A 25,832-nucleotide genomic window follows, 5' to 3' on the forward strand; every position below is an offset into this window, starting at 1 on the left:
GCCCCGTTGTCCCGGAGATCATCCGGGACAACGGGGCGCTTTTGACCTCTGGAGGCGACCTGGCGCGGCAGGCAACCGCTCAGGCGGTGGCGTCGTTGGCTTCCCGCCCGGCGATGCCGGCGTTGACGTCTCCTCGGTCCGGGAGCAACAGGTTGTAGGTCAGACCGGCGATCGCCGCGCCCACGAGCGGGGCCAGGATGAACAGCCAGACCTGACCCAGTGCCTCACCGCCGGCGAACCAGGCCACGCCGAGGGAGCGGGCCGGGTTCACGGAGGTGTTGGACACCGGGATGGAGATCAGGTGGATCAGGGTCAGGGACAGGCCGATCGCCAGCGGTCCGAAGCCGGCCGGGGCGCGGCGGTCCGTGACACCGAGGATGACGTAGAGGAACACGGCGGTCAGGACGACCTCGATCAGCAGCACGGACAGCATGGTGTAGCCGTCCGGTGAGCGCTCCCCGTAGCCGTTGGTGGCGAATCCGGACTCCTGGGCATCGAATCCGGTCTTCCCGGAGGCGATCGCCAGTAGGACGCCGCCGGCCACGGTGGCACCGAGGATCTGGATCAGCATGTAGGGACCGACGTCGGACCACTTGGTCCGGCCTGCCAGGGCGGTGCCCAGCGTGACGGCCGGGTTGAAGTGGCCGCCGGAGATGTGTCCCACCGCGTAGGCCATGACCACCACGGTCAGGCCGAAGGCGAGGGCGACCCCGAGGAAACCGACGCCCATGTTGACGCCGGCGGGATCGTCCATGACCTGGGCGGCGAAGACGGCGGTGCCGCAACCGCCGAAGACGAGGACGAAGGTGCCGATGAACTCGGCCACCAGGCGGGCCGGGGTGCTGGGAGCAGATGAAGCAGGCATGGTGCGATCCTCCAGTGCTGTGATGGCAGATCGGCACCGGCCCTCCGGGTGGACGGGCAACACGGGCGACTGCCGGAAGCCCCAGTATCTCCACTTGTCCGGCCTGAAGGCACGCCTAGACTGACCGTGACCGTTACCAGCTTCATCCGCGGATCCAAGGAGGACCCATGGCCGGAAAGACCCCGCACCAGAACACCACCTTCGCCCTCCCGGAGAAGGAAGGCTCCGATGGCGGGATAAACCTCGGCCACGGCTACCTGGCCACCCCAGAATCCGGGTCCGGCCCCGGCGTCATCGTCATCCAGGAGTGGTGGGGCCTCACCGACCACATGCGGGACGTCTGCGACCGGTTGGCGGCGGAGGGCTTCACCGCCCTGGCCCCGGACCTGTTCGGCGGTTGGGTCGCCCATGATGGCGAGGAGGCGGGCGAGATGATGCAGAACCTCCCCGCGGCGGAGGGGGCCCGCCAGCTGGCCGGGGCCGTCGACTACCTGCTGTCCCTGGACTCGGTCACCTCGAAGACCGTCGGTACTGTCGGGTTCTGCATGGGTGGCGGGTTCGTGCTCGCCCTGGCCGCTGACCAGGGTGCGAAGGTCTCCGCCGCGGTGCCGTTCTATGGCGTCGGCCAGGCCGTCCCGCAGGCCTACGCCGGGGTGAAGGCTGCTGTTCAAGGCCACTACGCCGAACAGGACTCCATGTTCCCGCCCCAGGACGCACGCGCCCAGGAACATCAGATCCGCGAAGAGTCCGGTGCCGAGGTCGAGTACTTCTTCTACGATGCCCCGCACGCCTTCCATAATGACGAGAATCCCCAGGGCAACTACCGCCCCGAGGAGGCCGAGCTCGCCTGGTCCCGCACCGTGCGGTTCCTGAAGGACAAGGTCGAGTAACCGCCGGTGCCACCGTCCTCGCCCCCGCCCGGGCGGTCTTCAACAGACGAGATCGTCCCGGAGACGCTGTTCCTCTCCACCATCCCCGGCGCCTCGCCCTCCAAGTGGGTGGACCGTTTCACCTCCCGTGAGCGGCGGGTCCAGTTGGTGAACCACGACGTCGGCGCGCAGGTCGCGTTCCTGGCCCCCGGCCCGGACGGCTCGGCCCCGCGCGGACTCCCGCAGCTGGGCTACCTGCGCTGGCGGCTCGACTCCACCCCCGAGGCACTCCTCAACGCCGGCGGCGTGGATCCCGCCGACGTGCACGTGGTCCGGTTCTACGAGGAGGACCCGGTGGTCTGCGTAGGCCAGGATCACCTGCTGGCAGCGTGGGATGCCGCCGCCGACGGCCCCGTCCCGTGCTCCGAGCTGGACGCGGCCGAACAGTTGGATCCGGCGAGGTTCGCGCCCGAGCCGCCGATCGATGCGCTGGACGCCCCGGAGGTCCCGGGTTCGGGCGAGCGGATGGCCGTGGAGATCGTGGCCACGGGCGCGGGCCACGTGGTCCTGCCCGCCTCGGTGGCCCGCATGTTCGGCCGCAAGGACGTGGTGGTGCTGCCGCTGGAACGCCGCGGTGACGCCCCGGAGGCATCCGACGGCCACCCCGGATGGGGCGTGGGCCTGGCCTGGTTGAAGACCGTGGACTCCCAACTCGTGCAGGACTTCGTCGGCGCGGCGAAGGGCCGCCGCCCCGGCTCCTCCCGGAATGACCACCTCCAGGCCTCCCCCGCGGCGCCTCAAGGCGGCGCCACGGCCGCCGGTGCGTCCCGCAGCGGCAAGGCCACCACCGCGGGCCGCAACCGCGCGGCCACGAAAGGTGCCAAGGGTGCCACCGGGGCAGGCTCCAAGAGTTCCAAAGGCGGGTCAAAGGGCGCGGCCAAGGGATCGAAGGGTTCGAAGGGGTCCCCGGGATCGAAGGGCGGCAGGGGCGGCAATCGCCGCTGAACGAGCCCTGACCTGCGGACGGGGAGGACCGGCGTCGTGCATGTGCGCCGTTGCCGCCGTGGCCGTGCGGGTCAGCCCAGGCGGCCGGGTTCGGAGGACTCGTAGGGATTCTCGTCCGGATCCTCGGGTACGGGTTCGGTGCCGCGCCAGCGGGCGATGGCGGTCATGAGGTGGAAGACCACGAGCACGGTCGCGGTGCCGAGGGCGATGCCGCCGAACTGCATGCCGGCGACGTCCAGGGTCGGGTCGGCGATCGCGACGATGAGGCCTGCGCCGGCGGACATCAAATTGATGGTGTTCGAGAAATCCACGCGGTTCTGTACCCAGATGCGCACGCCCATCACGCCGATCATGCCGTAGAGGATGATCCCCGCACCTCCGGCGACACCCGCGGGGATGGTGTTGATCAGGGCGCCGAACTGGGGGAAGAACGCGAGGGCGAGGGCCACGATCCCGGCCACCCAGTAGGCGGCGGTGGAGTAGACGCGGGAGGAGGCCATGACGCCGATGTTCTCCGCATAGGTGGTGGTGCCCACGCCGCCGCCGAGGCCGGAGAGCGTGGTCGCCAGGCCGTCGGCCATCAGGGCCCTCCCGTTGGAGGAGTCCAGGTTGCGGTTCGTCATGAGGCCGACCGTCTTTACGTGGCCGATGTTCTCCGCCACGAGCACCAGCACCACGGGCAGGAAGAGGAACAGCACGTCCCAGTGGAACTCCGGGGCGTGGAAGGGCGGCAGGCCGACCACGGCGGCCTCGCCGATGGGACTGAAGTCGATCTGGCCCTGGGCCAGGGCCACGAGGTAGCCGACGATGATGCCGAGCAGGATGGACAGCCGGCCCAGCAGGCCCTTGAACAGCACGGCGCACACCACGATGGCCAGGGCAGTGGAGAAGGTGGTCAGGGGCACCGTGACCATGGCCTCCGTGGTAGAACCGGCGAGGTTCAGGCCGATCAGGGCCACGATCGTGCCCATGACCACCGGGGGCATGAGCGCGTGGATCCATCCGGTCCCGGCCCGCTGCACGACCAGGCCGACGAAGAACAGGGCGACTCCGGAGACGAGGACGCCGCCGAGGGCTCCGCCGATGCCGTGCTGGCTCATGGCCGCGCTGATGGGCGCGATGAACGCGAACGAGCTGCCGAGGTAGGAGGGGACCCGGCCGGCGGTGATGATCAGGAACAGCAGAGTGCCCACGCCCGAGAAGAACAGGGACGCGGTCACGGGGAAGCCGGTGATGGTGGGCACGAGCACGGTGGCGCCGAACATGGCCATCACGTGCTGGATGCCGACGCCGACGGTCTGTGGCCAGGCGAGCCGCTCGTCCGGGGCGACGACCTCGCCCGGGGTGATGCGACGGCCGTCGCCATGCAGGTGCCAGCCCATGCCGAGCCGGCGGGCCAGGGACCGCTGCTCTCCGGCGTCGGACGCGGTGGTGGCTCCCGCGGCTCCGTCGGTGGCTTCCGCGGCGGGTCCGTCGGTGGGCTCTGTGGGGTCCTTCGAGGTCACGGGCATCTTTCCGGTCGGTTCGGGGGTGCGGGAATTGCCCTGCGGACGTCCGGAGAGCCGGTCGAAAACTGCGAGGGCAACTGAGCGGTAGGGTACCGTTGATCTGTGACTGATTACGTGGGTGTGATCGGCGAGGCGCTCGTCGACGTCGTCCTTTCCGATACCGCGACGCCGCGGGTCCACGTCGGCGGCAGTCCCCTCAATGTGGCCGTCGGCCTGGCCCGTCTCGGGGAGAACGTGTTCTTCGCCGGCCGCTACGGCCGCGATGACTACGGCACCATGGTCCGCGAGCACCTCGACCGCAACGGCGTGAACACGGTGCTGGACCCGGACGGCCTGCCGACCTCCGTGGCCACCGCGCGCCTGGACCCCACCGGGGTGGCCCACTACGAGTTCGACCTGGACTGGTCGCTGCCTGATCCGGACGAGACGGCGCGGCTGGTGCGCGCCGTGCTGGACAAGGACGGACGGGCACGGACCCTCAAACACCTGCACACCGGATCCATCGCCACGATGCTCGAGCCGGGTGCCTCCACCGTCATGGAGTTGCTGACCACGCTCGAGCCGGATGTCACCCTGAGCTACGACCCGAACTGCCGCCCGTCGATCGTGCCCGACCGGATCACCGCCCGCCGCCGGGCCGAGGAGTCGGTGGCGTTCGCGGACATCGTGCACGCCTCGGACGAGGACCTGGCCTGGCTGTATCCGGATCGCGCGCTCGAGGACGTGATCGTCGAGTGGCAGCGGATCGAGCCGGCCATGGTGGTGGTGACCCGCGGGGAGGCCTCGCTCCTGTGCGCCACCGCTGCCGGCGTGACCGAACATCCCGTGACGCCCGTGGAGGTCGCGGACACGGTGGGTGCGGGCGACTCCTTCACCGCCGCCCTGCTGGTCGCCTTGAAGGACCGCGGGCTCCTGGGCGCCGAGAACCGCGGGGCACTGCGGACCATCAGCCCGGAGGACACCACGGCGGTACTCGCCTACGCCGCGCGGGCGGCGGCCATCACCTCGTCCCGGCTGGGGGCCGATCCGCCCACGCGTGACGAGCTCGGCTGAGACGCCCCGCCGGTTCGCCTCGCGCCGTCACCCCGCGGGCCCGCGGCCTAGAATGGGGGCCATGTCCCGTCCAGAACCGACCTACGAACCGGCGCCGCCGGCTCCGGCCGGTCCGGCCGTCCGCCGGCCCCGGATGATCGCCAGTGACCTGGACGGCACCATCATCGGGTACGACCACACTCGCACCGGGCTGATCTCGCCGCGGACAGTGGAGGCCTTCCAGGCCGCTCATGACGCCGGCATCCAGGTGGTCTTCGTGACCGGGCGGCCGATCCGCTGGCTGACGCCGCTGACCGAGGCGCTGGGCCATGCCGGGCCCATTATCTGCTCGAACGGGGCCGTCATCTACGACCTCGTCCGGGAGGAGGTGCTTGACTCCAAGCCGATGGACTTCGAGACCGTGCTGCAGGCACGCGAGATGATCGCCGCCCTGGACCCGTCGGCGTCGTTCGGGATGGAGACACTCGAGGGTTTCCACCTCGATGCCGCCTTCATCGACCGCCAGGACGCGGAGGCCACCGGGGACCTGGTATCTGGCGAACTGGCCGCCGGAGTCCACGTGGCACCTCGTCTGGACGAAGTCCTGCCGGCGGATCCTGCCGTGGTGAAGTTCCTGGTCAAGACCCGCTCCCACGAGCCCGATGCCTTCCTGGCCGAGGTCCGGGACCTGCTGGGGGACCTGCTCGCCGTGACGCATTCCGCACCGGGGATGACCCTGCTGGAGTTGTCCCGGCCGGAGGTCAACAAGGCCACGACCCTGGCCGGCTTCGCCGCCGAGCACGGCATCTCCGCCGGCGAGGTGGTGGCGTTCGGGGACATGCCCAACGATTTGGAGATGATCCACTGGGCCGGCACCGGGTACGCCGTGGCCTCGGGGCACCCGACCCTGCTGGCTGCCGCGGACGCGACCACAGGGGCCTGCGATGACGACGGGGTGGCCGAGGCCATCGAGCATCTGCTCACGCTCGACTGACGGATAGGGTGGACGCGTGAAGCGCACCTTCCTGCCTCCCTATCTGACGGACTCCCTTCCCGCGCGCCGAGGATGGCCGCTGGCCTTCGCCCACCGCGGGGCGGACACCACCCGGGAGAACACGCTGACCGCGTTCCGCAGTGCCGTGGACCGCGGCTACGGCTACCTCGAGCTGGACGTGCGCACTTCGAAGGACGGGGTGCTCATGGTCTTCCACGACGAGGTCCTGGACCGCGTCACCACCGGCTCGGGCCGGATCTCCGACCACACCTGGGAGGAACTCAGCGCGTTGCGTGTGCTGGATCCGGCCACCAGGCAGGGGTCCGACCGCGGTCCGGTGGGGGCGCGGGTGTCCTCCGGTGGTGGTGAGGCGCTGGACCCCGAGGTGGGGTTCGCCGGGAGCGACCTGCTCGAGGGAGAGCACCTGCTGCGCTTCGAGGACCTGCTGACCGAGTGGCCTGACGTGCACCTCAACGTGGACCTCAAGGACGATGCCGCCGGCGAGGCCATGGTGCCCCTGCTCGCCCGCCATGATGCCTGGGACCGGGTGCTGATCGCCTCCTTCCATGATTCCCGACGCCGGCGATTCACTCGGACGGCCGGCCGCCGGATCGCGATGTCCGGCGGAGGGTGGGCCATCGCCGCCCTCGTGGTGGCGGCTCCGTTGGGCCTGACCCGGTTCGTGGCGCGCCGGCTCGTGCACGTCGACTGCGTCCAGGTCCCCGTGAAGCAAGGCCCCATCCCCGTGGTGACCCGCACGTTCGTGTCCCGGTGCCAGGCCGCCGGGCTGCAGGTCCACGTCTGGGTGGTGGACGAGCCCGCGGAGATGGAGCACCTGCTGGCCCTCGGCGTGGACGGTCTGATGACGGACGACGCCGAGGCCCTGGCCTCCGTGATGGAGGCCCGCGGGTACTGGCCGCAGCGCTGAACCCCCGCCTGTGGGGGCAGAGAAGGGTACCCATCGCTGCCTGTCAGCAGAATCGAATTCGCCGTGACCAGAGCGGCTGCGCGGTATCGGGCCCTTGCCATTACCGTGGGGGCATGCCCCAGATTCCGGACTTCATCGCGGACCAGACCCTGAACCCCGGCCAGCACGGCGAGGGACCCGGGCAGGATGACGCCGCCCTCGATCCGGCGTCGATGCTGCACGTCCCCGCCGGGCCGGACGTGGCGAGCGGAAACGAGGAGCCGGGCGCCGCCGTCGCCAGGATGCGCCAGGCCGCCGCGCTGCGGTTGGCGCACCCGCGGCGTTTCCGGGCCGGTCAGCTCAAGGGCCTCCGGCGGATGCTGGAGGAACAGGCCGACGCGATCTGCGCGGCCTTGGCGGCCGACCTCGGCAAGCCCAGCGTCGAGGCGATGCTGACCGAGCTCCAGCCCACGCGATCCGAGGTGGACCACGCCTTGCTGTACCTGACCGATTGGATGGAGCCGGAGTCGGTGAAGGTGCCGCTGGCGTTCCGGCCCGCCAGCGCCAAGGTCGAGGCCCGGCCCCTGGGGACCGTGCTGATCATCGGCCCGTGGAACTACCCGGTCCAGACCTTGCTCGGCCCGCTGGTGGCGGCCGTGGCGGCTGGCAACTCCGTGGTGCTCAAGCCCAGCGAGAAGGCCCCGGCCACCTCCGAACTCATCGGCCGGCTCATCCCGCAGTACCTGGATCCGCGTGCGGTCGCCGTGGTGCAGGGCGGGGCCGAGGCCGTGCAGGCCCTGCTGACCGAGAAGTTCGACCACATCTTCTACACGGGAGGGGAGCGCGTGGGGCGGATCGTCTACGAGGCCGCGGCGAAGCAGCTGACCCCGGTGACCCTGGAGTTGGGCGGCAAATCCCCGTGCGTGGTGGCGGACGGGCGCAACTGGCCGGCGATCGCCCGCCGGATCGCCTTCGGCAAGTTCACCAACGCCGGGCAGACCTGCGTGGCCCCGGACTACGTGCTGGCCGTGGGCGAGGAGACCCAGCGGCAGCTCGAGAAGCACCTGCCGAAGGCCATCGAGGAGTTCTACGGCAAGGACGCGCAGCAATCGCCGGACTACGGCCGCATGGTCAGCACCGAGCACCTGGAACGGACCGTGGCCCTGCTGGAAGACGCGCTGTCGGGTGGCGGCCCGGGTGCGGGTGCTGAGGACGGTGCCGGCGCTCGGGCCGGCGGTGAGGGGCACCCGCCGGCGCGGCTCGTGCATGGCGGCCGGGCCGACGTCGCCGACCGGTTCCTGGAACCGACCGTGGTGGCGGACGTGTCACCGGACAGCGCCCTGATGGCGGAGGAGATCTTCGGGCCGGTGTTGCCGATCGTCCGGGTGGATACCTTCGAGGAGGCCGTGGAGTTCATCACGGCCCGGCCGCACCCCCTGGCCGCCTACCTGTTCACGGACAAGCACCGCTACCACCGGGCCTTCGAGGAGCGCGTCACGGCCGGCGGCATGGCCTTCGACGTGGCCCTGCTGCAGGTGGGACTGCCCACGCTGCCCTTCGGCGGGGTGGGGGCCTCCGGCCTGGGTGCCTATCACGGGCGGGCCGGGTTCGAGACGTTCTCCCAGTTGCGCCCGGCCCTGACGAAGACCGATCAGGTGGACACCCTGAGGATGGTCTACCCGCCCTACACGTGGACCAAGCGTCAGGCCCTCAAGCGCCTGCTGTAGGCGGAGTGCCCGGGGTCAGGCGATGACGGAGTCCACGATCGCCTTGGCCTCCGCCTGCACCTGGGCCAGGTGTTCGGCGGAGACGAACGACTCGGCATAGATCTTGTACACGTCCTCGGTCCCGGAGGGCCGGGCCGCGAACCAGGCGTTCTCGGTGGTGACCTTGAGGCCGCCGACCGCCGCGCCGTTGCCGAGGGCCTCGGTCATCTTGGCGGTGATCGGTTCGCCGGCCAGGGTGTCCGCGGTGACGTCGGACGGGGACATCTTCTTCAGCTTCGCCTTCTGCTCGGTGGTGGCCGGCGCGTCGATGCGGGCATACACGGGATCGCCGTACTGCTCCACCAGCTCCGCGTAGTACTCGGTGGGCGTCTTGCCCGTCACCGCACGGATCTCCGCGGCGAGCAGGCACAGCAGCAATCCGTCCTTGTCTGTGGACCAGGCGCTGCCGTCGAAGCGCACGAAGGAGGCGCCGGCGGATTCCTCGCCGCCGAACACCCCGGTGCCGTCCAGCAGTCCGGGCACGAACCACTTGAATCCGACCGGCACCTCCACGAGGGGCCGTCCCAGTCCCGCGGCCACCCGGTCGATCATCGAGGAGGACACCAGGGTCTTGCCGACGCCGGCCCCCGCCGGCCAGCCGTGCCGGTGCCGGTAGAGGTAGTCAATGGCCACGGACAGGAAGTGGTTCGGATTCATCAGCCCGCCGTCCGGGGTGACGATCCCATGGCGGTCGGCGTCGGCGTCGTTGCCGGTGGCGATGTCGAACGGGGCAGCGCCGGCCGACTCGTTCTCCCCGGTGTCCTCGGACCGCATCCGTTCGATCAGCGAGGCCATCGCGTTGGGGGAGGAGCAGTCCATGCGGATCTTGCCGTCCCAGTCCAGGGTCATGAACCCCCACTGCGGGTCGACCTCCGGGTTCACCACGGTCAGGTCCAGCCCGTGCCGGGTTCCGATCTCTCCCCAGTACCCCACGGAAGCGCCGCCCATGGGGTCCGCTCCGATGCGTACCCTGGCCTGGCGGATGGCATCCAGGTCGATGACCTTGGGTAGGTCGGAGACGTAGCGACCCAGGAAGTCGTAGGTCCCGAGTGCCTCGTGCTGCCGGGCCTCGGCCAGCGGGATGCGCTGGACGTCCGCGAGGCCGCCGGCGAGCAGGGCATTGGCGCGGTCGGCGATCCAGTTCGTGGCGTCCGTGTCCGCGGGGCCGCCGTGCGGAGGGTTGTACTTGATGCCGCCGTCGGTGGGCGGGTTGTGGGACGGAGTGATGACGATGCCGTCGGCCTGCCCCGTCTGTCCGGCCTCCGAGGGCCCGACGCCGGCCGGCACCTCCGCGTTCAGCGCCAGGATCGCGTGGGAGACGGCGGGGGTGGGCGTGAACCCGTCACGGGAGTCGATCAGGGTGTGCACGCCGTTGCCCATGAGCACCTCGAGCGCGGTGTCCTGTGCGGGGCCCGAGAGGGCATGGGTGTCCCGGCCCATCAGCAGGGGGCCGGTCACGCCCTGGGCGGCACGGTACTCGATGATCGCCTGGGTGATGGCGGCGATGTGGTCCTCGTTGAAGGAGGCCTTGAGCGAGGAGCCGCGGTGGCCTGAGGTCCCGAAGGAGACCTGCTGGGCCGGGTTGGCGGGATCGGGATGCAGTTCGGCATAGGCGGCGAGCAACGCCGGCACGTCCACCAGATCCTGCGCGAGGGCGCGAGTCCCGGCTCGTTCGGCGGCGGGCTTCACCTGGGTGGCGGCGGGATCGGGTGAGGCGTTCTCAGAGCTCATGCCACCACTGTGGCACGCCCGGCCCGGGGCGGGTAGCGAGAGTGTCTACCGTGACACCACTTGGTTCCTCTCAGCATTCCGGTCAGTGCCGGACCACTGGGGTGCGGGACTACTGGGGTGCGGTGACCACGGAGATGAGCGCATCCACCTCCGGATCACGACGCCGGCCCTCCTCGTCGCACTGCAGGGAACCTTCCCCACACCTCACGGCCCAGACGAAGCCGTCCCGCACCCGACCCGGTCCCCCATGCCCCGGCTCGTCTGTGCCCAGCCCTTCTGCGCTCGGCTCTGCTGTGCTCAACTCCGCGATCCGGTGCGCCGCACGCGAGGCCGGGCCGCCGTCGTCGGGAACCGGGGCGGACCACCGGCGCACCATCCCGGCGATCCCGCCGGAGCGCTCCACCGTGACCTCGAACAGTGCGGTGCCCGAGCCTTGCTGAGGTGCTGCAGGAACACCAGGTTCTCCAGGAGCCCTCAGTGGTCCCGGAGGGCGGTCAGCAGTGCCATCCATGGTGCAAGCCTACGCAGGGGGTGCCCGGTGCCGGTTGTTCCGAGTCCGCTCAGGATCGGGCGGTCAGGACCCCGACCTGCTCCCAGGCGTCCCGGACCGCCGTGGCCACGGCCTCGTCGAATCGTTCGCCGGCCGCCAGAACCGTAGCTTCCGCGAAACCGGCGAAGTCGGCATCACGCGGCAGTGTCTCGCCCGTGACGACGTCGAACCAGACCTGCCCTGCCCGCTCCCAGGCGTGTCCGCCGAGGGCCATCGCCGCGAGGTGGAAGGCCTTGTTGGGGATGCCGGAGTTCAGATGCACCCCGCCGTAGTCCGCCTGAGTCTCCACGTAGTCGTCCATGTGCGCCGGTTGCGGATCCCGCCCCAACCGCGGGTCGTCATAGGCGGTTCCCGGCGCGGCCATAGACCGTAGCCCGTCAGCCTGGACGCCCTCGCCGAAGATCTCCGAACCGATCAGCCAGCTCGCCTGCTCGGCCGTCTGGCCCTGCGCGTACTGGTCCACCAGGGCGCCGATCACGTCGGAGAAGGACTCGTTCAGGGCACCGGACTGGCCCTCGTAGAGCAGGTCCGAGGAATACTGCATCAGCCCGTGCGCGAGCTCGTGGGCGATCACGGACACCGAGGGCGTGAAGCCCGTGAAGACCTCACCGTCGCCGTCCCCGAACACCATCTGCGTCCCGTCCCAGAACGCGTTGTCATAGCGCTGGCCGTAGTGGACGGTCGCGAGCAGTCCCAGCCCGGTCCCGTCCAGGGAGGACTGCCGGTAGACCTCCTCGAGAAACGCGTGCACGGAGCCGATCCCGTCATAGGCCTCGTTGACGGACACATCCTCCACCGGTGGCTGTCCCTCCGTCCGCACGGTCCTGCCGGGGAGTTCCTCGGTGTTCTCCGCATCCGAGATCGTGCGGTCCAGGGTGCCCGCCGGGGCCACCAGCGCGCGTTCCGGCAACGCCCCACGGTGGCGCCGCTCGCGGACCTGGTCATCCAGCTCTAGGGTCCTCACAATGGCGGCCGGCGGCCGGTGCCGGGACAGGTGCTCCAGCAGATACGGGGGCACGGCGCAGTGGCGTTGATATCCCGGCACCATGGCGGTATCGCGCGGTGTCGTTGCCGTGAACATCATCATCAGTTCCCTCCCGTGGCCGCCAGCGTCGGACGGTCCGGCCCCTGCGGTCTTCATCATCCTGCAGGCGGCCAGGGACACGATAGGGATCCGCTGCGACCGGGACGGTGTCTGATCCGTTCCGTAGACTGGGCTCATCATTCCGCCTGCCGGCGGCTGGCTCGTCCAGTTTCCGGTCCGGCCCGCAGCAGCCGAAGACCCAAGGGGAGCCATGTCCGATCGGGACCCACGCCAGCACGGTGGCCAGTCGTCCGAGTCGTCGGACGGCGACCGGCCGTTCAACGACCCGCATCACCCCTCCTGGTACTCGGACCCCTCCGCGCCGGCCACGCCCGCCGCTCCGCAGCAGTCACCCGGACAGCAGGCCGCCGCACGCAACCCCTATGCCGATCAGCCGCTGGCCGGCCCCTACGGCAACGGCCAGGGGCAGTACCCGATCCAGGGCGAGTATCCCGTCATCGCCAATCCGTCAGGCCAGGGCGGGGCCGGAAACCCCTACGGCTCACGTGCGGGCCACACCGGACCGTGGGACGCGTCCGGTCGTCAGGCGGGCAGCCCGTTCCCCACGGCCGGCCACCCGGCGCAGCCCAGTGGCCTGGCCGTGGCATCCATGGTGTTGGGCATCGTCGGCGTGGTGACCGGCGGGTTCCTCTTCGTGCCCCAGATCCTGGCGGTCATCCTCGGTCACGTCAGCCTGAACCGGGACCGTCAGAGCCGGGGCTTCGCGATCGCCGGACTGGTCATGGGCTACCTGATGACCGGGCTCACGCTCCTCGGCGTTCTCGGATTCATGGCGCTGCTCTTCGTCTGACCGGGTCTGACCGGGTCTAACCGGCCAGCAGCTGCTCCATTCGCGCGGCGAGGGCCAACAGGGGCCCCTCCGTTCCGGGCCGGCCGATGGCCTGGACGGACCAGCTGAACCCGTCGGCGTCCCGCAGTACGGGGACGGAGATGGCCGGCAGCCCCATGACATTGACCATGGACGTGTACGGAGTGAACCGGCACTGCAGTTCGTAGTCCTCGGCCGGGGGCAGGGCGGTGAACGTGCCGATGGCCGGCGGGGCGAAGGCCAGGACCGGCGTCAGCACCACATCGTGCGCGGCCAGCTGACGGCGGGCATCGGCGGCCCATGCGGTCAGGCGGCCCACCGAGGTGGCGAGCTGGTCCTCGGAGTAGCCACGGGCCAACTCCAGGAAGTGGGCGGAGAGGGGCCCGAGGAGTGGCTCTGCGCCGTCCGGCAGGGGCACCCTGGTCAGCGCCGACGTCCAGACGGTGCGGAAGTCCCGGTGGTATCCGGGCGCGTAGGAGAGGTCGGCCTCCACCACCTCGTGCCCGTCCCGGCCCAGCGCCGCCGCGGCGGCGGTGAGGGCGTCCACGGCAGGCCGGGCCAGCGTGATGTCCAGGTCCGGGGAGAAGGGGGAGGCGGTGGAATACCCGATGCGCAGTTGTCCCGGCGCGGCCTCCAGGGCCCGTGGCAGGCTTCGACCCTCGCCGCCGGGGCCACCCAGCATGGCGTCGTACAACAGGGCCGCATCCACGGCGTTGCGGGCGATGGGCCCAGACACCGAAAGATTGCGCACCGAGTCCTCCTGCTGATCGGTGGGGACGGCCCCCCGTCCGGGTTTCAGGCCCACCAGCCCGCAGGCCGCCGCCGGGATGCGGACGGACCCGCCGCCGTCGTTCCCGGGTGCGAACGGCAGCATGCCGGCCGCCACAGCCGCGGCACCGCCGCCCGTGGAGCCGCCCGCGGTGCGATCGGCGTCGAGCGGATTGCGCGCGGGGGCGGAGATGAGATTCTCCGAGTGGCAGGGCAGACCGAACTCCGGAACGGTGGTCTTGCCGGTGGAGAGGGCCCCGGCGGCGTGCAGGGAGGCTGCCAGCGGGTCGTCCTCCGTGGCTACGGGGGCCTGTGCCATCACACGGGAGCCGAAGGTGGTGCGCATCCCGGCCACATCCACCAGGTCCTTGAACGCCAACGGCATCCCGTGCAGGGAACCGGTGGCGCCGGCCTCAGCGAAGCGTTGGTCCAGCTCCTCGGCCCGCTGGAGGGCGGCCTCCGGGTCCAGGGTGATGAACGCCCCCAGCTCGGGGTTGCGCTGCTCGGCGACGGCCAGGAAATGCCGCGTGACGTCCACGGTGGAGACCTGCCCCGCGGCGAGGGCGTCGCGGAGTTGCAGAGCGGTGAGGCCGTCCAGGCCGGGGCCGGTCGGGTCGGCCGCGTCGGCAGGGGTATCCCGTTGATTCATCCCCCCACTGTAACGATCGCCGCCCGGGGAGGGCGGGACGCATGGTTCCAGCGGTCCGCCTCCCTCTATAGGCTGGGAACCATGAGCATGTTCGAAACCGTCCCCGTCGGCGACGTCCCTGAGAACGCCACCATCCTCGATGTCCGGGAGGACGACGAGTGGGTCCTGGGCCGCGCTGCCGGCGCCGTGCACATTCCCCTCGGCGAGCTGCCCGAGCGGCTCGATGAGCTGGACCCGGACACCGACTACTACGTGATCTGCCGGACCGGCGGCCGCTCCATGCGCGCGGCCGGATTCATGGTGGACCGTGGCTACTCCGCCATCAACATCGCCGGTGGCTCCGGTGCCTGGCTCGAGTCCGAGCGGCCCATGGAGGCGGACGGCGGCGCCGAACCGACCGTCAAGTGAGCGCTGCCGTTGCGCCTTCGGGCACTGCGCACGACGTCGGCGCGGCCACCTCGACCACGGAGGGCACCGGCCGCGCCCGGTACGTCTACCTCGGTCCTGAGGGCACGTTCACCGAGGCCGCCCTGCGCCAGGTCCCGCGCACGGAGCAGGCCCAGTGTGATCCCGTCGGCTCGGTGATCACGGCGCTCGCGGAGGTCCGTCAAGGCACCGCCGACTATGCCGTGGTGCCGATCGAGAACTCCGTGGAGGGGGGCGTCACCGCCACCCTGGATGACATCGCCGCGGACGACAACCTGCAGATCCGGCGCGAGATCCTGGTGCCGATCAGCTTCGTGCTGGTCGGCCGGCGTCAGCTGGAGCTGAACGAGATCCGGACGGTCTCCACCCACACCCACGGCTGGGCGCAGGTGCGCAACTGGGCCGCGGCCCACATCCCCCAGGCGGAGTTCGTCCCCGGCAACTCGACGGCCGGCGCGGCCCGGGGCCTGCTGGACGACTCCACCACCTACGATGCCGCCGTCTGCGCGCCGCTCGTGGCGGAGCAGACGGGCCTGCCCGTGCTGGCCTCGGCCATCGAGGACACCGCCGGCGCCGTGACCCGATTCGTCCTCGTCTCCCGCCCGGGAACCGTGCCGGCGCCGACGGGCTCGGACAAGACGACCGTCGTCGTGCCCCTGCCGGAGGACCACCCCGGCGCGCTGATGGACATCCTGGACCAGTTCTCGACGCGCGGGATCAACCTCTCGCGGATCGAGTCCCGCCCCACGGGGGCCGGGTTGGGCAGCTACTTCTTCTCGATCGACTTCGAGGGCCACGTGGCCGAGGAGCGGGTGAAGGCCGCGCTCGCCGCCCTGTACCGGATGATCCCGGGCATCCGCTTCCTCGGGTCCTATCCCCGTGCCGACAAGCTGAAGTACTCGATCCCGGCGCACACCCGGGATGCGGCCTACCGGGCCGGGCAGGAGTGGGTCGCGGCGATCATGGAGCGGTAGGGCTCAGTCCTCTGCGGCCGGGACCGCCTCCGGCCGCATGAGCGGGGCGGCGGCCGAGTCCGGCACGTCCGTGGCCGGCATCTGCACCCGCAGGGAATCCGGCTTGACCCGCGCGTCGATGACCTTGACCTCCATGATCGCGTCGCCGTCGAGCTGGGCGGTCATCGGCTCATGCAGCACCACACGGCACCGGGTCGCCTGGTGGGTCTCCATCACGGGGATCTCAGTGGTGGACTTGGTCAGCGTCTTGGCGGCGATGCGAACCCAGTCGCCCACGTGGCGCGGGGAGAGCATGACGACGTCCAGCAGGCCGTCGTCGAACCGGGCGTCCGGGATGAAGTCCATGCCCGCGGTGAGCTCGCCGCAGTTGGCGACCATCACGGACCGGACCTTACGCCGCTGGGGGGCGCCGCCGTCGAGCGAGACGGAGATCTCCTTGCGCTTGCCCGGCAGGTGCCGCATGCCCGCCTCGCCGTAGGCCAGCCAGCCGGCCCGGGCCTTGAGGTCGTCACGGGTGTCACCCATGACCTCCGCGTCGATGCCGGCGCCGGCGATGACCAGGAAGGTGTTCTTCTTGACCTGCCCGTCGGTGCCCTCGAGCTTGATGCTGACGGAGTCGATCTCCCGCGTGGACCCGTGGATGGCCGTGTTGATGCAGGCTTGGTGGTCGTCCAGCGGCAGCTTGAGGTTCCGCGCCAGCAGGTTGCCGGTGCCCATCGGCACCAGCGCCAGCGCGACGTCGGTCCCGGCCAGTTCCTCGGCCACGAACCGCACCGTGCCGTCGCCACCGGCGGCGATCACGACGTCGGCGCCGTCCCGGATGGCATCGCGCGCCATCTGCTGTCCCGGATCCTCCACGGTGGTCTCATAGACCTGCAGCTCGGGCAGCCCGGCCTCGGCGACGGCGGCGGTGGCCATCGCGCGGATGCGGTCCGCACCGTTCTTGGAGGGGTTGAGCACCAGGGCGATGCGCTGGGGGTGGTCCATGGCGCGGGCCACCAGTGGTGCGTCGGCGATCTCGCTGACCTGCCCGTCCAGGACCTGGACCCTGCCGTTGAGGTCGTCCATCCGGCCCGGCAGGGTCTGGACGTTGCCGTGCAGCGAGGTGACCTGGCCGTCGAGGCGGTCCATGCGACTGCGCAGGCGCCGCTGCCCGGTCCAGAGTCCCGTGGCGAAGGCCAGCGCGGCCACCACGAGGACAAGGGCGATGATGACCAGGACCAGTTCAACGGGCATGCGCTGCAGTCTACGGGGGCGGGCCCCGGCTCCCGCGTCGGCGTGGGTGGTCAGATGATGCCGCGCTTGGCTGCGCAACCGCGACATCAAGTGACGACTCACGGTGGTGGCGGGTGGGCCGACTAGGCTTGACCCCGTGATCGACGTCAAGCACCTCATCGAAAACCCGGACCTCTATGTGGCCTCCCAGCGAGCCCGCGGCGCCGACGAGTCCCTCGTCGAGCAGATCGTGTCCGCCGACGCGGAGCGCCGTTCCTCGATCACGGCGTTCGAGGAGCTCCGCGCCGAGCAGAAGGCCTTCGGCAAGCGGGTCGCTGCCGCCAAGGGTGACGAGAAGCAGCAGCTGCTGGCCGAGGTCAAGGAGCTCTCCGCCAACGTCAAGGCGGCCGAGGCTGCCTCGGACGAGGCGAAGGGCCGGCTCGACGGTCTGCAGCGCCGGTTCCCGAATCTCATCGAGGACGGAGTGCCCGCCGGTGGCGAGGATGACTTCAGCACCGTCAAGACCGTGGGTACCATCCGGGACTTCTCTGCCGACGGCTTCACCGCGCGGGACCACCTGGAGATCGGCGAGCTGATCGGAGCGATCGACATGGAACGCGGCGCCAAGGTCTCCGGCTCCCGGTTCTACTTCCTCAAGGGCGTGGGCGCCCGCCTGGAGCTGGCGCTGATGCAGATGGGCCTGGACCTGGCCCTGAAGAACGGCTTCATCCCCATGATGACCCCCACCCTGGTGCGTCCCGAGACCATGCAGGGCACGGGCTTCGACGTGGAACACGACGACGAGATCTACAAGCTCGAGCGGGATGACCTGTACCTGGTCGGCACCTCCGAGGTGGCCCTGGCCGGCTATCACGCGGACGAGATCCTCGAACTGGGGGAGGAGCCGATCCGCTACGCGGGCTGGTCCACCTGTTACCGCCGCGAGGCCGGTTCGGCCGGCAAGGACACCCGCGGCATCATCCGCGTGCACCAGTTCAACAAGCTGGAGATGTTCATCTACACCTCTCCGGAGAAGGCCGCCGAGGAGCACGCCCGGCTGCTGGACTGGGAGGAGCAGATGCTCGCCATGGTCGAGCTGCCCTACCGCGTGATCGACACGGCTGCCGGCGATCTCGGCATGAGTGCCGCCCGCAAGTTCGACTGCGAGGCCTGGGTCCCCACCCAGGAGACCTACCGGGAGCTGACCTCCACTTCGAACTGCACCACGTTCCAGGCCCGCCGGTTGAACATCCGTGAGCGCGTGGCCGCCGAAGACGGCAGCAAGGGCGGCACGCGCATGGTCGCCACCCTCAACGGCACCCTGGCCACCACCCGGTGGCTCGTGGCCATCCTGGAGAACCACCAGAACCCGGATGGCTCCGTCAATGTTCCCGCGGCCCTGCAGCCCTACCTGGGTGGCCTCGAGGTCTTGCCGGTGCTCTGACCCGTGCGATCTGCTTGACTAGAGGCATGCTCAATTCAAGGAACGCCGGCAACGAAGACCGGCACGAAGAACGGAACCCGATCACCGGTTCCCTCCAGACCACCTACCGTCCCACCTCGGACATGACCTCTTCAGGCCACCAGCCCCACGGCAACGGGTCCCGCAAGATGGTGTGCCTGGACGTGGACGGCACGCTCGTGGACCATGACGGCCACATGGACGACGAGGTACGGGATGCCGCGCGGGCCGTCGTCGAGGCCGGCCACCACGTCCTCATCGCCACCGGGCGCTCGCTCGCGGCGACCCTGCCCATCATCCAGACCATCGGCCTGGAACAGGGGCACAGCGTCTGCAGCAACGGCGGTGTCACCTTGAAACTGTCCACCGCCCTCGAGGAGGGCTACGAGGTCATCGACCGCCGGACCTTTGACCCGGCACCGGCCCTCCGCTCCCTGCGCCACCGCCTGCCGAGCGCGAAGTACGCCATCGAGGACGACCGTGGACGCTTCCTGTCCACTGAGCGCTTCCAGGACATGAGCTTCGGCGTCCAGGCCGAGGGCGTGACCTTCGAGGAGTTGATGGAGGCCACCGCGGTGCGCCTCGTCGTGTTCTCCACGGATTCCTCGGCCGAGGAGTTCGGCGAGGCCGTCGAGTCGATCGGCCTGCAGGGTGTCACGTACTCCGTGGGCTGGTCCGCTTGGCTGGACATCGCCGCCGCCGGCGTCACCAAGGCATCCGGACTGGAGGCCCTGCGTGACCATCTGGGCGTGCACATCGACGACACGGTGGCCGTCGGTGACGGCCGCAACGACATCGAGATGCTGGCGTGGGCCGGCCGCGGCGTGGCCATGGGCCAGGCGCCCCCGGAGGTCGTCAAGGTCGCCGATGAGGTCACGGGACACGTCAATGAGAACGGCGCCGCCGCCGTCCTGCGCTCGCTGCTGGACTGACCCTCAGCGGGGGAGTTCCACCGCGTCCACCAGTGAGAGCAGTCGTTCGGCCGCCGGGCGGCAGGCGTGCTCCTCGTTCCAGAAGGACCGCTGCACCGCCTTGGAGACGGCCTGCACCGTGATCCCGAGCTCGGCGGCCACGGGCTTCTGCTGTCCCCGGACCCCCGGGACCAGCAGGTCGAGCACCGCCCACTCCGCGTCCGTGCGGGTGAGCACCAACTGCCCGATGAGCCGCAGCACGGCCTGGGCCTCCTCGGCCACGTCCGCATCGGGGCCGTCCACGGCCACCGGAACGCGGACCCCGGTCCTGGCAGCCTCCTCCACCGCCCGCCGCGCGTAGACCAGGCCCGGCCCGCCGACGTCGTGGATCACCTGGGTGTCCGGCAGGGAACCGCCGCGTGCCGGGTCGGCCGGCCCCACCGAGCCGACGCCGATGCCCACGTTCCAGCGCCGCTGGCGCAGGGCCCGCATCGCCGCGTCGACGGCAGACCGGGCGTCCGGCACGATGCCGATGGCCTCGTCGCCGAAGGAGCGCTGGAAGGGCACCACCGTGCCCACGGGCCGCAGTGATCGCAACAGGTCGCCGACCATGTCCCCGACCTCCCGCGAATCACGCTGGTTGATCGTCAGGACGTAGTGAGGCATAGCCCCGATTCTGCCAGTGTTGCCGCCGTTCTCCGGTCATGACGCCGGGATGTTCTGACCTGACGCCCATCCCACCGGTGGCCCTGGCAGAGCGTTCGCCTGACCCATCTCGGTGTGGGACCAACGGATCTCCATGCGGGGGTCTGAACTGCGGCGCACGGCATCCGTGGTCGCCCGGTCCAGCTCGCCCCGCCACTGCTCGAGGGCGAGCAGATCCGAGGAGCGCAGCAACGGTTGCCGGTAGATGCACAACGCCCGGTCCAGATCGCCCTCCTCGAGGGCAGCTCGGAGGCGTGCCACGTCGCTGGTCACGCGTGAGGCGTCCGTGAAGCGATAGGGGGTTGCGGCGATCACTGCTCCGAGACGGCGGCGGGCCCGGTGGATCTCGATTCGGACCGTGCCCGGCGAGCCGTGGTCACCGTAGAGCTCATAGGCCATCTCCTCGGCGCTCCACCCGCGATCGCGCAGGCTGAGCAGGGCGAGGATCTCCGCGGTACGGGTGGGGAGGGTGAACCAGTCTCCGTTATTGACGCGGGCCGCGGCGGGTTCGGCGAGCAGGCGCAGCTCCAGGAGGGGGACGGCGTCAGCGCTGGCTGGCCGGGACGGTGGGACGGACAGCAAGGCCTCAACGACCCGCGCAGCCGACCTGACCAGCCTTCTGGTGTCAGGGTTGGCGCTGCCCCGGGGCCCGGACAGGTCGATGACTCCGAGGACCTCCCCGCTCTCCGGGCGGTGCACGGGTGCGGAGGTGCAGTCCCAGGTGCTGTGGGACAGGGCGAAGTGTTCCGGTCCGCTGAGCTCTTCCGCAGTTCCGCTGCGGAGTGCCTGGGCGATGGCGTTGGTACCCACGTGGTGCTCGTCCCACCCGGCACCCTCGACGAATCCGAGATGGTCAGCGCGGCGCAGCGGTGCGCGGCCACCGCGGCGCCACAGCACCGTACCGTCCGGGCCGGTGAGAATGGCCACCCGTGGCTCGGCCGAGCCCTGGGAGACGCCCAGGATGTCCGCGACGACGTCGACGTGCCTGCCCAGGGGCGAGAGGTCGCGCCGGTGCCGAATGTCCTGGTCCGGAAGCACCTGGGGCGGGCCGTCCAGCTCCCGGGAGAGGCCCTGTGCCGCGCACCGCTCCCAGGCGGAGCGAATCCTCTCGGTCGCCTCCATCGATCCCATACCGCCCACCGCACTCTTCCGTGTAGTCCACCTGATCCACGATGCAACCCCGGGGAAACCCCCGCCACCCCATAGTGGTGACACACATCACACCGGACACTATGCCACCGGGCGTCCCCGGGTAAACGAAGGAGGAACCATGACTGAGACTGACACCGGCACCACCGTCGGAACAGACACCGCACAGGCCTGGCTGGATGACTTGGACGCGGCGCTCGCGGCCGGAGACGCGCACGCAGCTGCGGAGTTGTTCGAGCCGGGCGGCTTCTGGCGCGACTTCCTGGCCTTGACCTGGAATCTGAAGACCATGGAGGGGCGAGACCGGATCTGTCAGATGCTCGCGGAGATGCTCCCGCACATCCGGCCCTCCGGGTGGACCGTGGAGGGGAAGCCGACGGTCGCGGATGGCGTCACGGAGTGCTGGGTGCGTTTCAGCACCAGTGCCGGGTCCGGGTGGGGTTACCTGCGGTTGCGCGACGGTCAGGCGTGGACGCTGCTGACCACGCTGCAGGACCTGCGCGGCTTCGAGGAGAAGAAGGGGCCCCGCCGAGACCGCGGGGTGGTCCACGAGATCACCCGCGAGCGCACGACCTGGCTGGAACGGCGTCAGGCACGGGAAAGGGTCCTCGGTCACACGGAGCAGCCGTACTGCCTCGTGGTCGGTGGAGGGCAGGGCGGCATCGGCCTGGCTGCCCGCCTGGCGCGCATCGGCGTCCCCACGATCGTGGTGGACAAGCATGAGAAGGCAGGAGACGCCTGGCGCCACCGCTACAGTTCCCTGCACCTGCACGACCCGGTCTGGTACGACCACATGCCCTACCTGCCGTTCCCGGACGACTGGCCGGTCTTCCCGGCCAAGGACAAGATCGCGGACTGGCTCATGCACTACGCGGACATCATGGAGCTGAACTACTGGGCGAAGACGGAGTGCCGGTCCGCCGAGTGGGACGAGGCCTCCGGCACCTGGACGGTCGTCGTGGACCGGGACGGCGAGGAGGTCACGCTGCACCCGACCCAGCTGGTCTTCGCACTGGGCGTCTCCGGATATCCCCGGATACCGGACTTCCCGGGCGCCGAGACGTTCCGTGGCCGTCAGCATCACTCCTCCGACCATGCCGGGGGTGACGACTGGGCGGGCAAGCGGGCCGTGGTGATCGGATCCAACAACTCCGCCCACGACATCTGCGCGGATCTGTGGGAGCACGGTGCGGAAGTCACCATGGTCCAGCGCTCCTCCACGCACATCTCGCGCAGCGAGTCCCTCATGGACCTGGTCCTGAAGCCGCTCTACTCCGAGGAGGCGCTGGAGGCCGGTATCACCACCGAAATGGCGGACATGCTCTTCGCCTCGTGGCCGTATCGCGTGCTGCCCGAGGTCCAGCGCCCGGCCTTCGAGGAGATGGCAGACCGGGACCGCGAGTTCTACGACGCCCTGGAGGCCGCCGGCTTCGACCTGGACTTCGGCGAGGACGGCTCGGGGTTGTTCCTGAAGTACCTGCGCCGGGGGTCCGGCTACTACATCGACGTCGGCGCCTCCCAACTGATCATCGACGGTCGGGTCCGCCTGGCCACCGGTCAGGTCGACCACCTCACCGAGGACGCGGTGGTCCTGGACAACGGGGCCAGGTTGCCGGCGGACCTGGTGGTCCACGCCACCGGCTATGGCTCCATGAACGAATGGCTGGCCGATCTCATCTCGCCGGACGTCGCCGACCGCGTGGGCAAGTGCTGGGGCTACGGCTCGGACACGACCCGCGACCCCGGCCCATGGGAGGGAGAACTGCGCAACATGTGGAAGCCCACCAATGTGGAGAACCTCTGGATTCACGGGGGCAACCTGCACCAGAGCAGGCATTACTCCAAATACCTCGCCCTGCAACTCAAGGCGCGGATGGAAGGCCTGCCCACCCCCGTGTTCGAGCTGGAGGAATCCCACCACTCGCGGTGACCTCGGCGATCACGGCGGGAACGGGGCACCGGCGCGGAACAGACGTCCGCGCCGGTGCCCCGTCCTCTCGAATCAGTCGCGACCCTGCGGATCGTCGGAGGACACGACGGGATCCTCTTCCGCAGTCTCGACGTCGCGGCCCTGCGGCTCGTCCTCCGGCGTCTCCTCGCCATGGGCGGCGAAGCGCTCGACCGAGGCGGCGAGTTCAGCCTCGGCGGCCTCGCGGCCCTGCCAGCCCTCGGCCTTGACCCACTTGCCGGGCTCCAGGTCCTTGTAGCGGGTGAAGAAGTGCTCGATCTCTTTCTTCAGCCACTCGTCGATGTCCTCGAGCTCCTGGATGTGGTCGAAGCGCTTGTCCTCCGGGACGCAGAGCAGCTTGGCGTCGCCGCCGCCGTCGTCCGTCATGTTGAACACGCCGATGGGGCGGGCCTCCACGATCACACCGGGAACCAGGTCGAAGCCGGGCAGGAACACCATGGCGTCCAGCGGGTCGCCGTCCTCGCCCAGCGTGTCCTCGAAGTACCCGTAGTGCGTGGGGTACTGCATGGACGTGAAGAGGATGCGGTCCAGGCGCAGGCGCCCGGACTCGTGGTCGAACTCGTACTTGACGCGGGATCCGGCCGGGATCTCGATGGTGACGTCATGGCTCATGGAATGCACTCCTTGGCGCTGCTTCACGGTGGGATGGGCGGTCACCGCGCCGGATGGCGATGCCAGGCGCGGCGTCTAGAATCAAGGGTATCCCGCGCCCCACCAGGAAAGCCCCACCGTGACCGAACGCCCCGCCCTGCGCCGGCCTGCCCGCGCGGGCAGACCGGTCTCCTTGACGGCGCGAGCGGCGAGAGTGGCGATGGGGGCTGCGGCGGCCACCCTGCTGGCCGGCTGCACCGTGATCCCGGTCCCGGCGTCCTCCGGCACGGCGTCCGGTGCGGTCGCAGGCACCAGTATCAGCAGCACCACCACCAGCACGACGCCGGCCGGCGCCTCCCAGTCCGGCCAACCTTCCAGCGCCGTCCTGTTTCCCAGTGCCGCGGAGCCTTCCAGCACCGACGAACCGCTGACGGCGGCCTCCGCGGCGGCCACCCTGACCGAGTTCCTTGACTTCCCGGACCTGACGCCGCTGCTGGTCCCGAGGCCGGACCCGGAGGTCCTGAAACCCTTGCTGGACGAGGCGCTGACGGTGCAGGACGGCTCCGTCTCCGCCGCGGTCCGGGACGGGCTGACCGGGGAACTGCTCTACGACCAGGGGGCGGACACTGCCGTGGTGCCGGCCTCTGCCGTCAAGGTCCTGACCGCGGTGGCCGCCCTGGAGGTGCTCGGCCCGGACCACCGCTACACCACCGCGGCCGTGGGCATGCCCGCGGGACCGGAGGGCACCGCCGTCGTGCTGGAGGCCGGGGGAGACGTGATGCTGGGGACCGGCGCGAACGCTGACGAGGCGAACGGCCGGGCCGGACTGGGGACGCTGGCGCTCAGGACGGCCGAGGCGCTCCAGGCCCAGGGCACCACGGGTACGGTCTCGGTCAAACTCGACGACTCGGGCTATGAGGGCCCCACGGTCTCGCCGGACTGGAGCAGCGACATCGTGTCCTCCGGCAACGCCTCCGCGGTGCAGCCGATGGCCACCTACGGCGGCCGGGCCGTGCCCAGCAGGGACACCGATCGCCTCCACGACCCGGCATTGTATGCCGCCGAGGTGTTCGGGGACCAGCTGGCCGCGCACGCGCAGACCCTCGGACTGGACATCACCCTCGCCGCGGAGACGAGCCGCGTTCCGGTTGAATCGGCGGCGGCTGAGCCGACGTCGACCGAGTCGGCATCGGCGGAACAGGCCTCACCGGGTTCGACGTCACCGGCGCCGGCTTCACCGGGCACCGAGCTGGCGAGCGTGCAGTCCGCGCCGCTGTCCGAGCAGATGGCCTACATGCTCCAGACCTCGGACAACCAGGTCGCCGAGGCCACCGGTCGCAACCTGGCGCTCGCCGCCGGCGCTCCGGGCAGTTTCGCCGGGGCCGCACAGACCATCGAGGAGACTCTCGCGGAACTCGAGGTCGACACCTCGGGGCTGGCCCTGGTGGATGCTTCCGGCCTGTCCGGCGAGAACCTGGTGTCCGCCGCCCAGCTGACCGCCGCCCTGCAGGTCGCGACGACGGCCCCGGAGCTGGAGGCGGCCGCCACCGGCCTGCCCGTGGCCGGGGAGCAGGGCACACTGGAGCAGCGCATGGTCGGGACCGATGCCGCGGGCAATGTGCAGGCGAAGACGGGCACGCTCAGCTCCGTCGCCTCACTGACCGGCACGGTCCAGACCGAGGACGGCCGGACGCTGTTGTTCAGCTTCGTCGCCAACAAGCAGCCGGGCGTGCTGACTAACGCCCGCTTCGCCGTGGACCGCGGGGCCGTCGTCCTGGCCGGATGCGGCTGCCGCTAGGGTCGGCGCGCGGTTTCCCTGTGGAGTTCCTCCGGGGGTCCCGCCAGCACCTTTGCCTTCGCAAATCATCGGATA

The 25,832-nt window shown here is 70.3% G+C and carries 23 protein-coding genes; 13 read left to right on the forward strand and 10 right to left on the reverse strand.

All coding sequences use genetic code 11. The features are described from left to right. Positions 1-79: 79 nt before the first annotated feature. On the reverse strand, positions 80-865 hold the full coding sequence (gene aqpZ, locus IEX49_RS05195) for an aquaporin Z (RefSeq protein ID WP_188804843.1): 786 nt from the start codon (positions 863-865) through the stop codon (positions 80-82). Between the two features lie 167 nt (positions 866-1,032). On the opposite strand from aqpZ, the gene IEX49_RS05200 reads away from it, so the two are divergent. Then, positions 1,033-1,755, forward strand: coding sequence for a dienelactone hydrolase family protein (locus IEX49_RS05200; RefSeq protein WP_188804845.1), 723 nt, complete (start codon positions 1,033-1,035; stop codon positions 1,753-1,755). A gap of 6 nt (positions 1,756-1,761) precedes the next feature. Next, positions 1,762-2,739: a type 2 periplasmic-binding domain-containing protein gene (locus IEX49_RS05205; protein WP_188804847.1), complete on the forward strand. Its 978-nt coding sequence runs from the start codon at positions 1,762-1,764 to the stop codon at positions 2,737-2,739. Positions 2,740-2,810: 71 nt separating this feature from the next. Here IEX49_RS05205 and IEX49_RS05210 read toward each other — a convergent pair whose 3' ends face one another. After that, on the reverse strand, positions 2,811-4,121 hold the full coding sequence (locus tag IEX49_RS05210; RefSeq protein WP_188805076.1) for a uracil-xanthine permease family protein: 1,311 nt from the start codon (positions 4,119-4,121) through the stop codon (positions 2,811-2,813). A 228-nt stretch (positions 4,122-4,349) separates the two neighbouring features. Here IEX49_RS05210 and IEX49_RS05215 point away from each other — a divergent pair, with 228 nt between their 5' ends. The 4 genes from IEX49_RS05215 (at position 4,350) to IEX49_RS05230 (ending at position 8,907) form a co-directional block, all read left to right on the forward strand. Continuing rightward, complete coding sequence (locus IEX49_RS05215) at positions 4,350-5,300, forward strand: carbohydrate kinase family protein (RefSeq protein ID WP_229672257.1); 951 nt, start codon at positions 4,350-4,352, stop codon at positions 5,298-5,300. A 61-nt stretch (positions 5,301-5,361) separates the two neighbouring features. Next, entirely contained in the window at positions 5,362-6,273 is a 912-nt protein-coding gene (locus IEX49_RS05220) for an HAD family hydrolase (RefSeq protein WP_188804849.1), read from the forward strand. A gap of 16 nt (positions 6,274-6,289) precedes the next feature. Continuing rightward, positions 6,290-7,201 carry a glycerophosphodiester phosphodiesterase family protein gene (locus IEX49_RS05225; protein WP_188804851.1) on the forward strand — a complete coding sequence of 304 codons (912 nt, stop codon included), beginning with the start codon at positions 6,290-6,292 and terminating at the stop codon, positions 7,199-7,201. Between the two features lie 113 nt (positions 7,202-7,314). Further along, complete coding sequence (locus tag IEX49_RS05230) at positions 7,315-8,907, forward strand: aldehyde dehydrogenase family protein (RefSeq protein ID WP_188804853.1); 1,593 nt, start codon at positions 7,315-7,317, stop codon at positions 8,905-8,907. 15 nt (positions 8,908-8,922) lie between these two features. On the opposite strand, the gene pgm is transcribed toward IEX49_RS05230, so the two are convergent. The 3 genes from pgm to IEX49_RS05245 all read right to left on the reverse strand — a co-directional run bounded on the left by pgm (position 8,923) and on the right by IEX49_RS05245 (position 12,371). Next, on the reverse strand, positions 8,923-10,677 hold the full coding sequence (gene pgm / locus IEX49_RS05235) for a phosphoglucomutase (alpha-D-glucose-1,6-bisphosphate-dependent) (protein WP_188804854.1): 1,755 nt from the start codon (positions 10,675-10,677) through the stop codon (positions 8,923-8,925). A 109-nt stretch (positions 10,678-10,786) separates the two neighbouring features. Continuing rightward, positions 10,787-11,188, reverse strand: a complete 402-nt coding sequence (locus IEX49_RS05240; protein ID WP_188804856.1) for a hypothetical protein — start codon at positions 11,186-11,188, stop codon at positions 10,787-10,789. A 49-nt stretch (positions 11,189-11,237) separates the two neighbouring features. Next, positions 11,238-12,371: a M4 family metallopeptidase gene (locus IEX49_RS05245; RefSeq protein WP_229672259.1), complete on the reverse strand. Its 1,134-nt coding sequence runs from the start codon at positions 12,369-12,371 to the stop codon at positions 11,238-11,240. Between the two features lie 151 nt (positions 12,372-12,522). On the opposite strand from IEX49_RS05245, the gene IEX49_RS05250 reads away from it, so the two are divergent. Next, on the forward strand, positions 12,523-13,122 hold the full coding sequence (locus tag IEX49_RS05250; RefSeq protein WP_188804858.1) for a DUF4190 domain-containing protein: 600 nt from the start codon (positions 12,523-12,525) through the stop codon (positions 13,120-13,122). Between the two features lie 16 nt (positions 13,123-13,138). Here IEX49_RS05250 and IEX49_RS05255 read toward each other — a convergent pair whose 3' ends face one another. Continuing rightward, positions 13,139-14,557 carry an amidase gene (locus tag IEX49_RS05255; RefSeq protein ID WP_188804860.1) on the reverse strand — a complete coding sequence of 473 codons (1,419 nt, stop codon included), beginning with the start codon at positions 14,555-14,557 and terminating at the stop codon, positions 13,139-13,141. Positions 14,558-14,638: 81 nt separating this feature from the next. Here IEX49_RS05255 and IEX49_RS05260 point away from each other — a divergent pair, with 81 nt between their 5' ends. Both IEX49_RS05260 and pheA read left to right on the forward strand, forming a co-directional pair. Beyond that, positions 14,639-14,965 carry a rhodanese-like domain-containing protein gene (locus tag IEX49_RS05260; protein WP_188804863.1) on the forward strand — a complete coding sequence of 109 codons (327 nt, stop codon included), beginning with the start codon at positions 14,639-14,641 and terminating at the stop codon, positions 14,963-14,965. Then, positions 14,962-15,957: a prephenate dehydratase gene (gene pheA / locus IEX49_RS05265; protein ID WP_188804865.1), complete on the forward strand. Its 996-nt coding sequence runs from the start codon at positions 14,962-14,964 to the stop codon at positions 15,955-15,957. Before IEX49_RS05260 ends, pheA begins: the two co-directional genes overlap by 4 nt. Before the next feature lie 3 nt (positions 15,958-15,960). Here the strand turns inward: pheA and IEX49_RS05270 are convergent, their stop codons facing one another. Then, positions 15,961-17,193, reverse strand: a complete 1,233-nt coding sequence (locus IEX49_RS05270) for a diacylglycerol/lipid kinase family protein (protein ID WP_188804867.1) — start codon at positions 17,191-17,193, stop codon at positions 15,961-15,963. Positions 17,194-17,329: 136 nt separating this feature from the next. On the opposite strand from IEX49_RS05270, the gene serS reads away from it, so the two are divergent. Further along, positions 17,330-18,616 carry a serine--tRNA ligase gene (gene serS / locus IEX49_RS05275; protein ID WP_188804869.1) on the forward strand — a complete coding sequence of 429 codons (1,287 nt, stop codon included), beginning with the start codon at positions 17,330-17,332 and terminating at the stop codon, positions 18,614-18,616. Between the two features lie 26 nt (positions 18,617-18,642). Beyond that, complete coding sequence (locus IEX49_RS05280; RefSeq protein ID WP_188804871.1) at positions 18,643-19,566, forward strand: HAD family hydrolase; 924 nt, start codon at positions 18,643-18,645, stop codon at positions 19,564-19,566. A gap of 3 nt (positions 19,567-19,569) precedes the next feature. Here the strand turns inward: IEX49_RS05280 and IEX49_RS05285 are convergent, their stop codons facing one another. After that, entirely contained in the window at positions 19,570-20,211 is a 642-nt protein-coding gene (locus IEX49_RS05285; RefSeq protein ID WP_188804873.1) for a hypothetical protein, read from the reverse strand. Positions 20,212-20,247: 36 nt separating this feature from the next. After that, on the reverse strand, positions 20,248-21,372 hold the full coding sequence (locus IEX49_RS05290) for a GAF domain-containing protein (protein ID WP_188804874.1): 1,125 nt from the start codon (positions 21,370-21,372) through the stop codon (positions 20,248-20,250). A gap of 148 nt (positions 21,373-21,520) precedes the next feature. On the opposite strand from IEX49_RS05290, the gene IEX49_RS05295 reads away from it, so the two are divergent. Next, entirely contained in the window at positions 21,521-23,329 is a 1,809-nt protein-coding gene (locus IEX49_RS05295) for a flavin-containing monooxygenase (RefSeq protein WP_188804876.1), read from the forward strand. A 72-nt stretch (positions 23,330-23,401) separates the two neighbouring features. Here IEX49_RS05295 and IEX49_RS05300 read toward each other — a convergent pair whose 3' ends face one another. Then, on the reverse strand, positions 23,402-23,980 hold the full coding sequence (locus tag IEX49_RS05300) for an inorganic diphosphatase (protein WP_188804878.1): 579 nt from the start codon (positions 23,978-23,980) through the stop codon (positions 23,402-23,404). A gap of 118 nt (positions 23,981-24,098) precedes the next feature. Here IEX49_RS05300 and dacB point away from each other — a divergent pair, with 118 nt between their 5' ends. Continuing rightward, complete coding sequence (gene dacB / locus IEX49_RS05305) at positions 24,099-25,757, forward strand: D-alanyl-D-alanine carboxypeptidase/D-alanyl-D-alanine endopeptidase (protein WP_188804880.1); 1,659 nt, start codon at positions 24,099-24,101, stop codon at positions 25,755-25,757. Positions 25,758-25,832: the final 75 nt, after the last annotated feature.

It is taken from the genome of Citricoccus zhacaiensis, from assembly GCF_014645315.1.
GTDB lineage: Bacteria > Actinomycetota > Actinomycetes > Actinomycetales > Micrococcaceae > Citricoccus > Citricoccus zhacaiensis.

Bases quoted from the DNA above. Each gene is read 5' to 3' on its own strand.
- IEX49_RS05240 (WP_188804856.1), bottom strand. From the start codon at position 11,188: ATGGATGGCACTGCTGACCGCCCTCCGGGACCACTGAGGGCTCCTGGA.
- IEX49_RS05300 (WP_188804878.1), bottom strand. From the start codon at position 23,980: ATGAGCCATGACGTCACCATCGAGATCCCGGCCGGATCCCGCGTCAAG.
- IEX49_RS05250 (WP_188804858.1), top strand. From the start codon at position 12,523: ATGTCCGATCGGGACCCACGCCAGCACGGTGGCCAGTCGTCCGAGTCG.
- IEX49_RS05280 (WP_188804871.1), top strand. From the start codon at position 18,643: ATGCTCAATTCAAGGAACGCCGGCAACGAAGACCGGCACGAAGAACGG.
- IEX49_RS05220 (WP_188804849.1), top strand. From the start codon at position 5,362: ATGTCCCGTCCAGAACCGACCTACGAACCGGCGCCGCCGGCTCCGGCC.
- pgm (WP_188804854.1), bottom strand. From the start codon at position 10,677: ATGAGCTCTGAGAACGCCTCACCCGATCCCGCCGCCACCCAGGTGAAG.
- IEX49_RS05270 (WP_188804867.1), bottom strand. From the start codon at position 17,193: ATGCCCGTTGAACTGGTCCTGGTCATCATCGCCCTTGTCCTCGTGGTG.
- IEX49_RS05260 (WP_188804863.1), top strand. From the start codon at position 14,639: ATGAGCATGTTCGAAACCGTCCCCGTCGGCGACGTCCCTGAGAACGCC.
- IEX49_RS05230 (WP_188804853.1), top strand. From the start codon at position 7,315: ATGCCCCAGATTCCGGACTTCATCGCGGACCAGACCCTGAACCCCGGC.
- IEX49_RS05295 (WP_188804876.1), top strand. From the start codon at position 21,521: ATGACTGAGACTGACACCGGCACCACCGTCGGAACAGACACCGCACAG.
- IEX49_RS05210 (WP_188805076.1), bottom strand. From the start codon at position 4,121: ATGGGCTGGCACCTGCATGGCGACGGCCGTCGCATCACCCCGGGCGAG.
- IEX49_RS05200 (WP_188804845.1), top strand. From the start codon at position 1,033: ATGGCCGGAAAGACCCCGCACCAGAACACCACCTTCGCCCTCCCGGAG.
- IEX49_RS05290 (WP_188804874.1), bottom strand. From the start codon at position 21,372: ATGGAGGCGACCGAGAGGATTCGCTCCGCCTGGGAGCGGTGCGCGGCA.
- IEX49_RS05255 (WP_188804860.1), bottom strand. From the start codon at position 14,557: ATGAATCAACGGGATACCCCTGCCGACGCGGCCGACCCGACCGGCCCC.
- IEX49_RS05285 (WP_188804873.1), bottom strand. From the start codon at position 20,211: ATGCCTCACTACGTCCTGACGATCAACCAGCGTGATTCGCGGGAGGTC.
- IEX49_RS05245 (WP_229672259.1), bottom strand. From the start codon at position 12,371: ATGATGAAGACCGCAGGGGCCGGACCGTCCGACGCTGGCGGCCACGGG.
- aqpZ (WP_188804843.1), bottom strand. From the start codon at position 865: ATGCCTGCTTCATCTGCTCCCAGCACCCCGGCCCGCCTGGTGGCCGAG.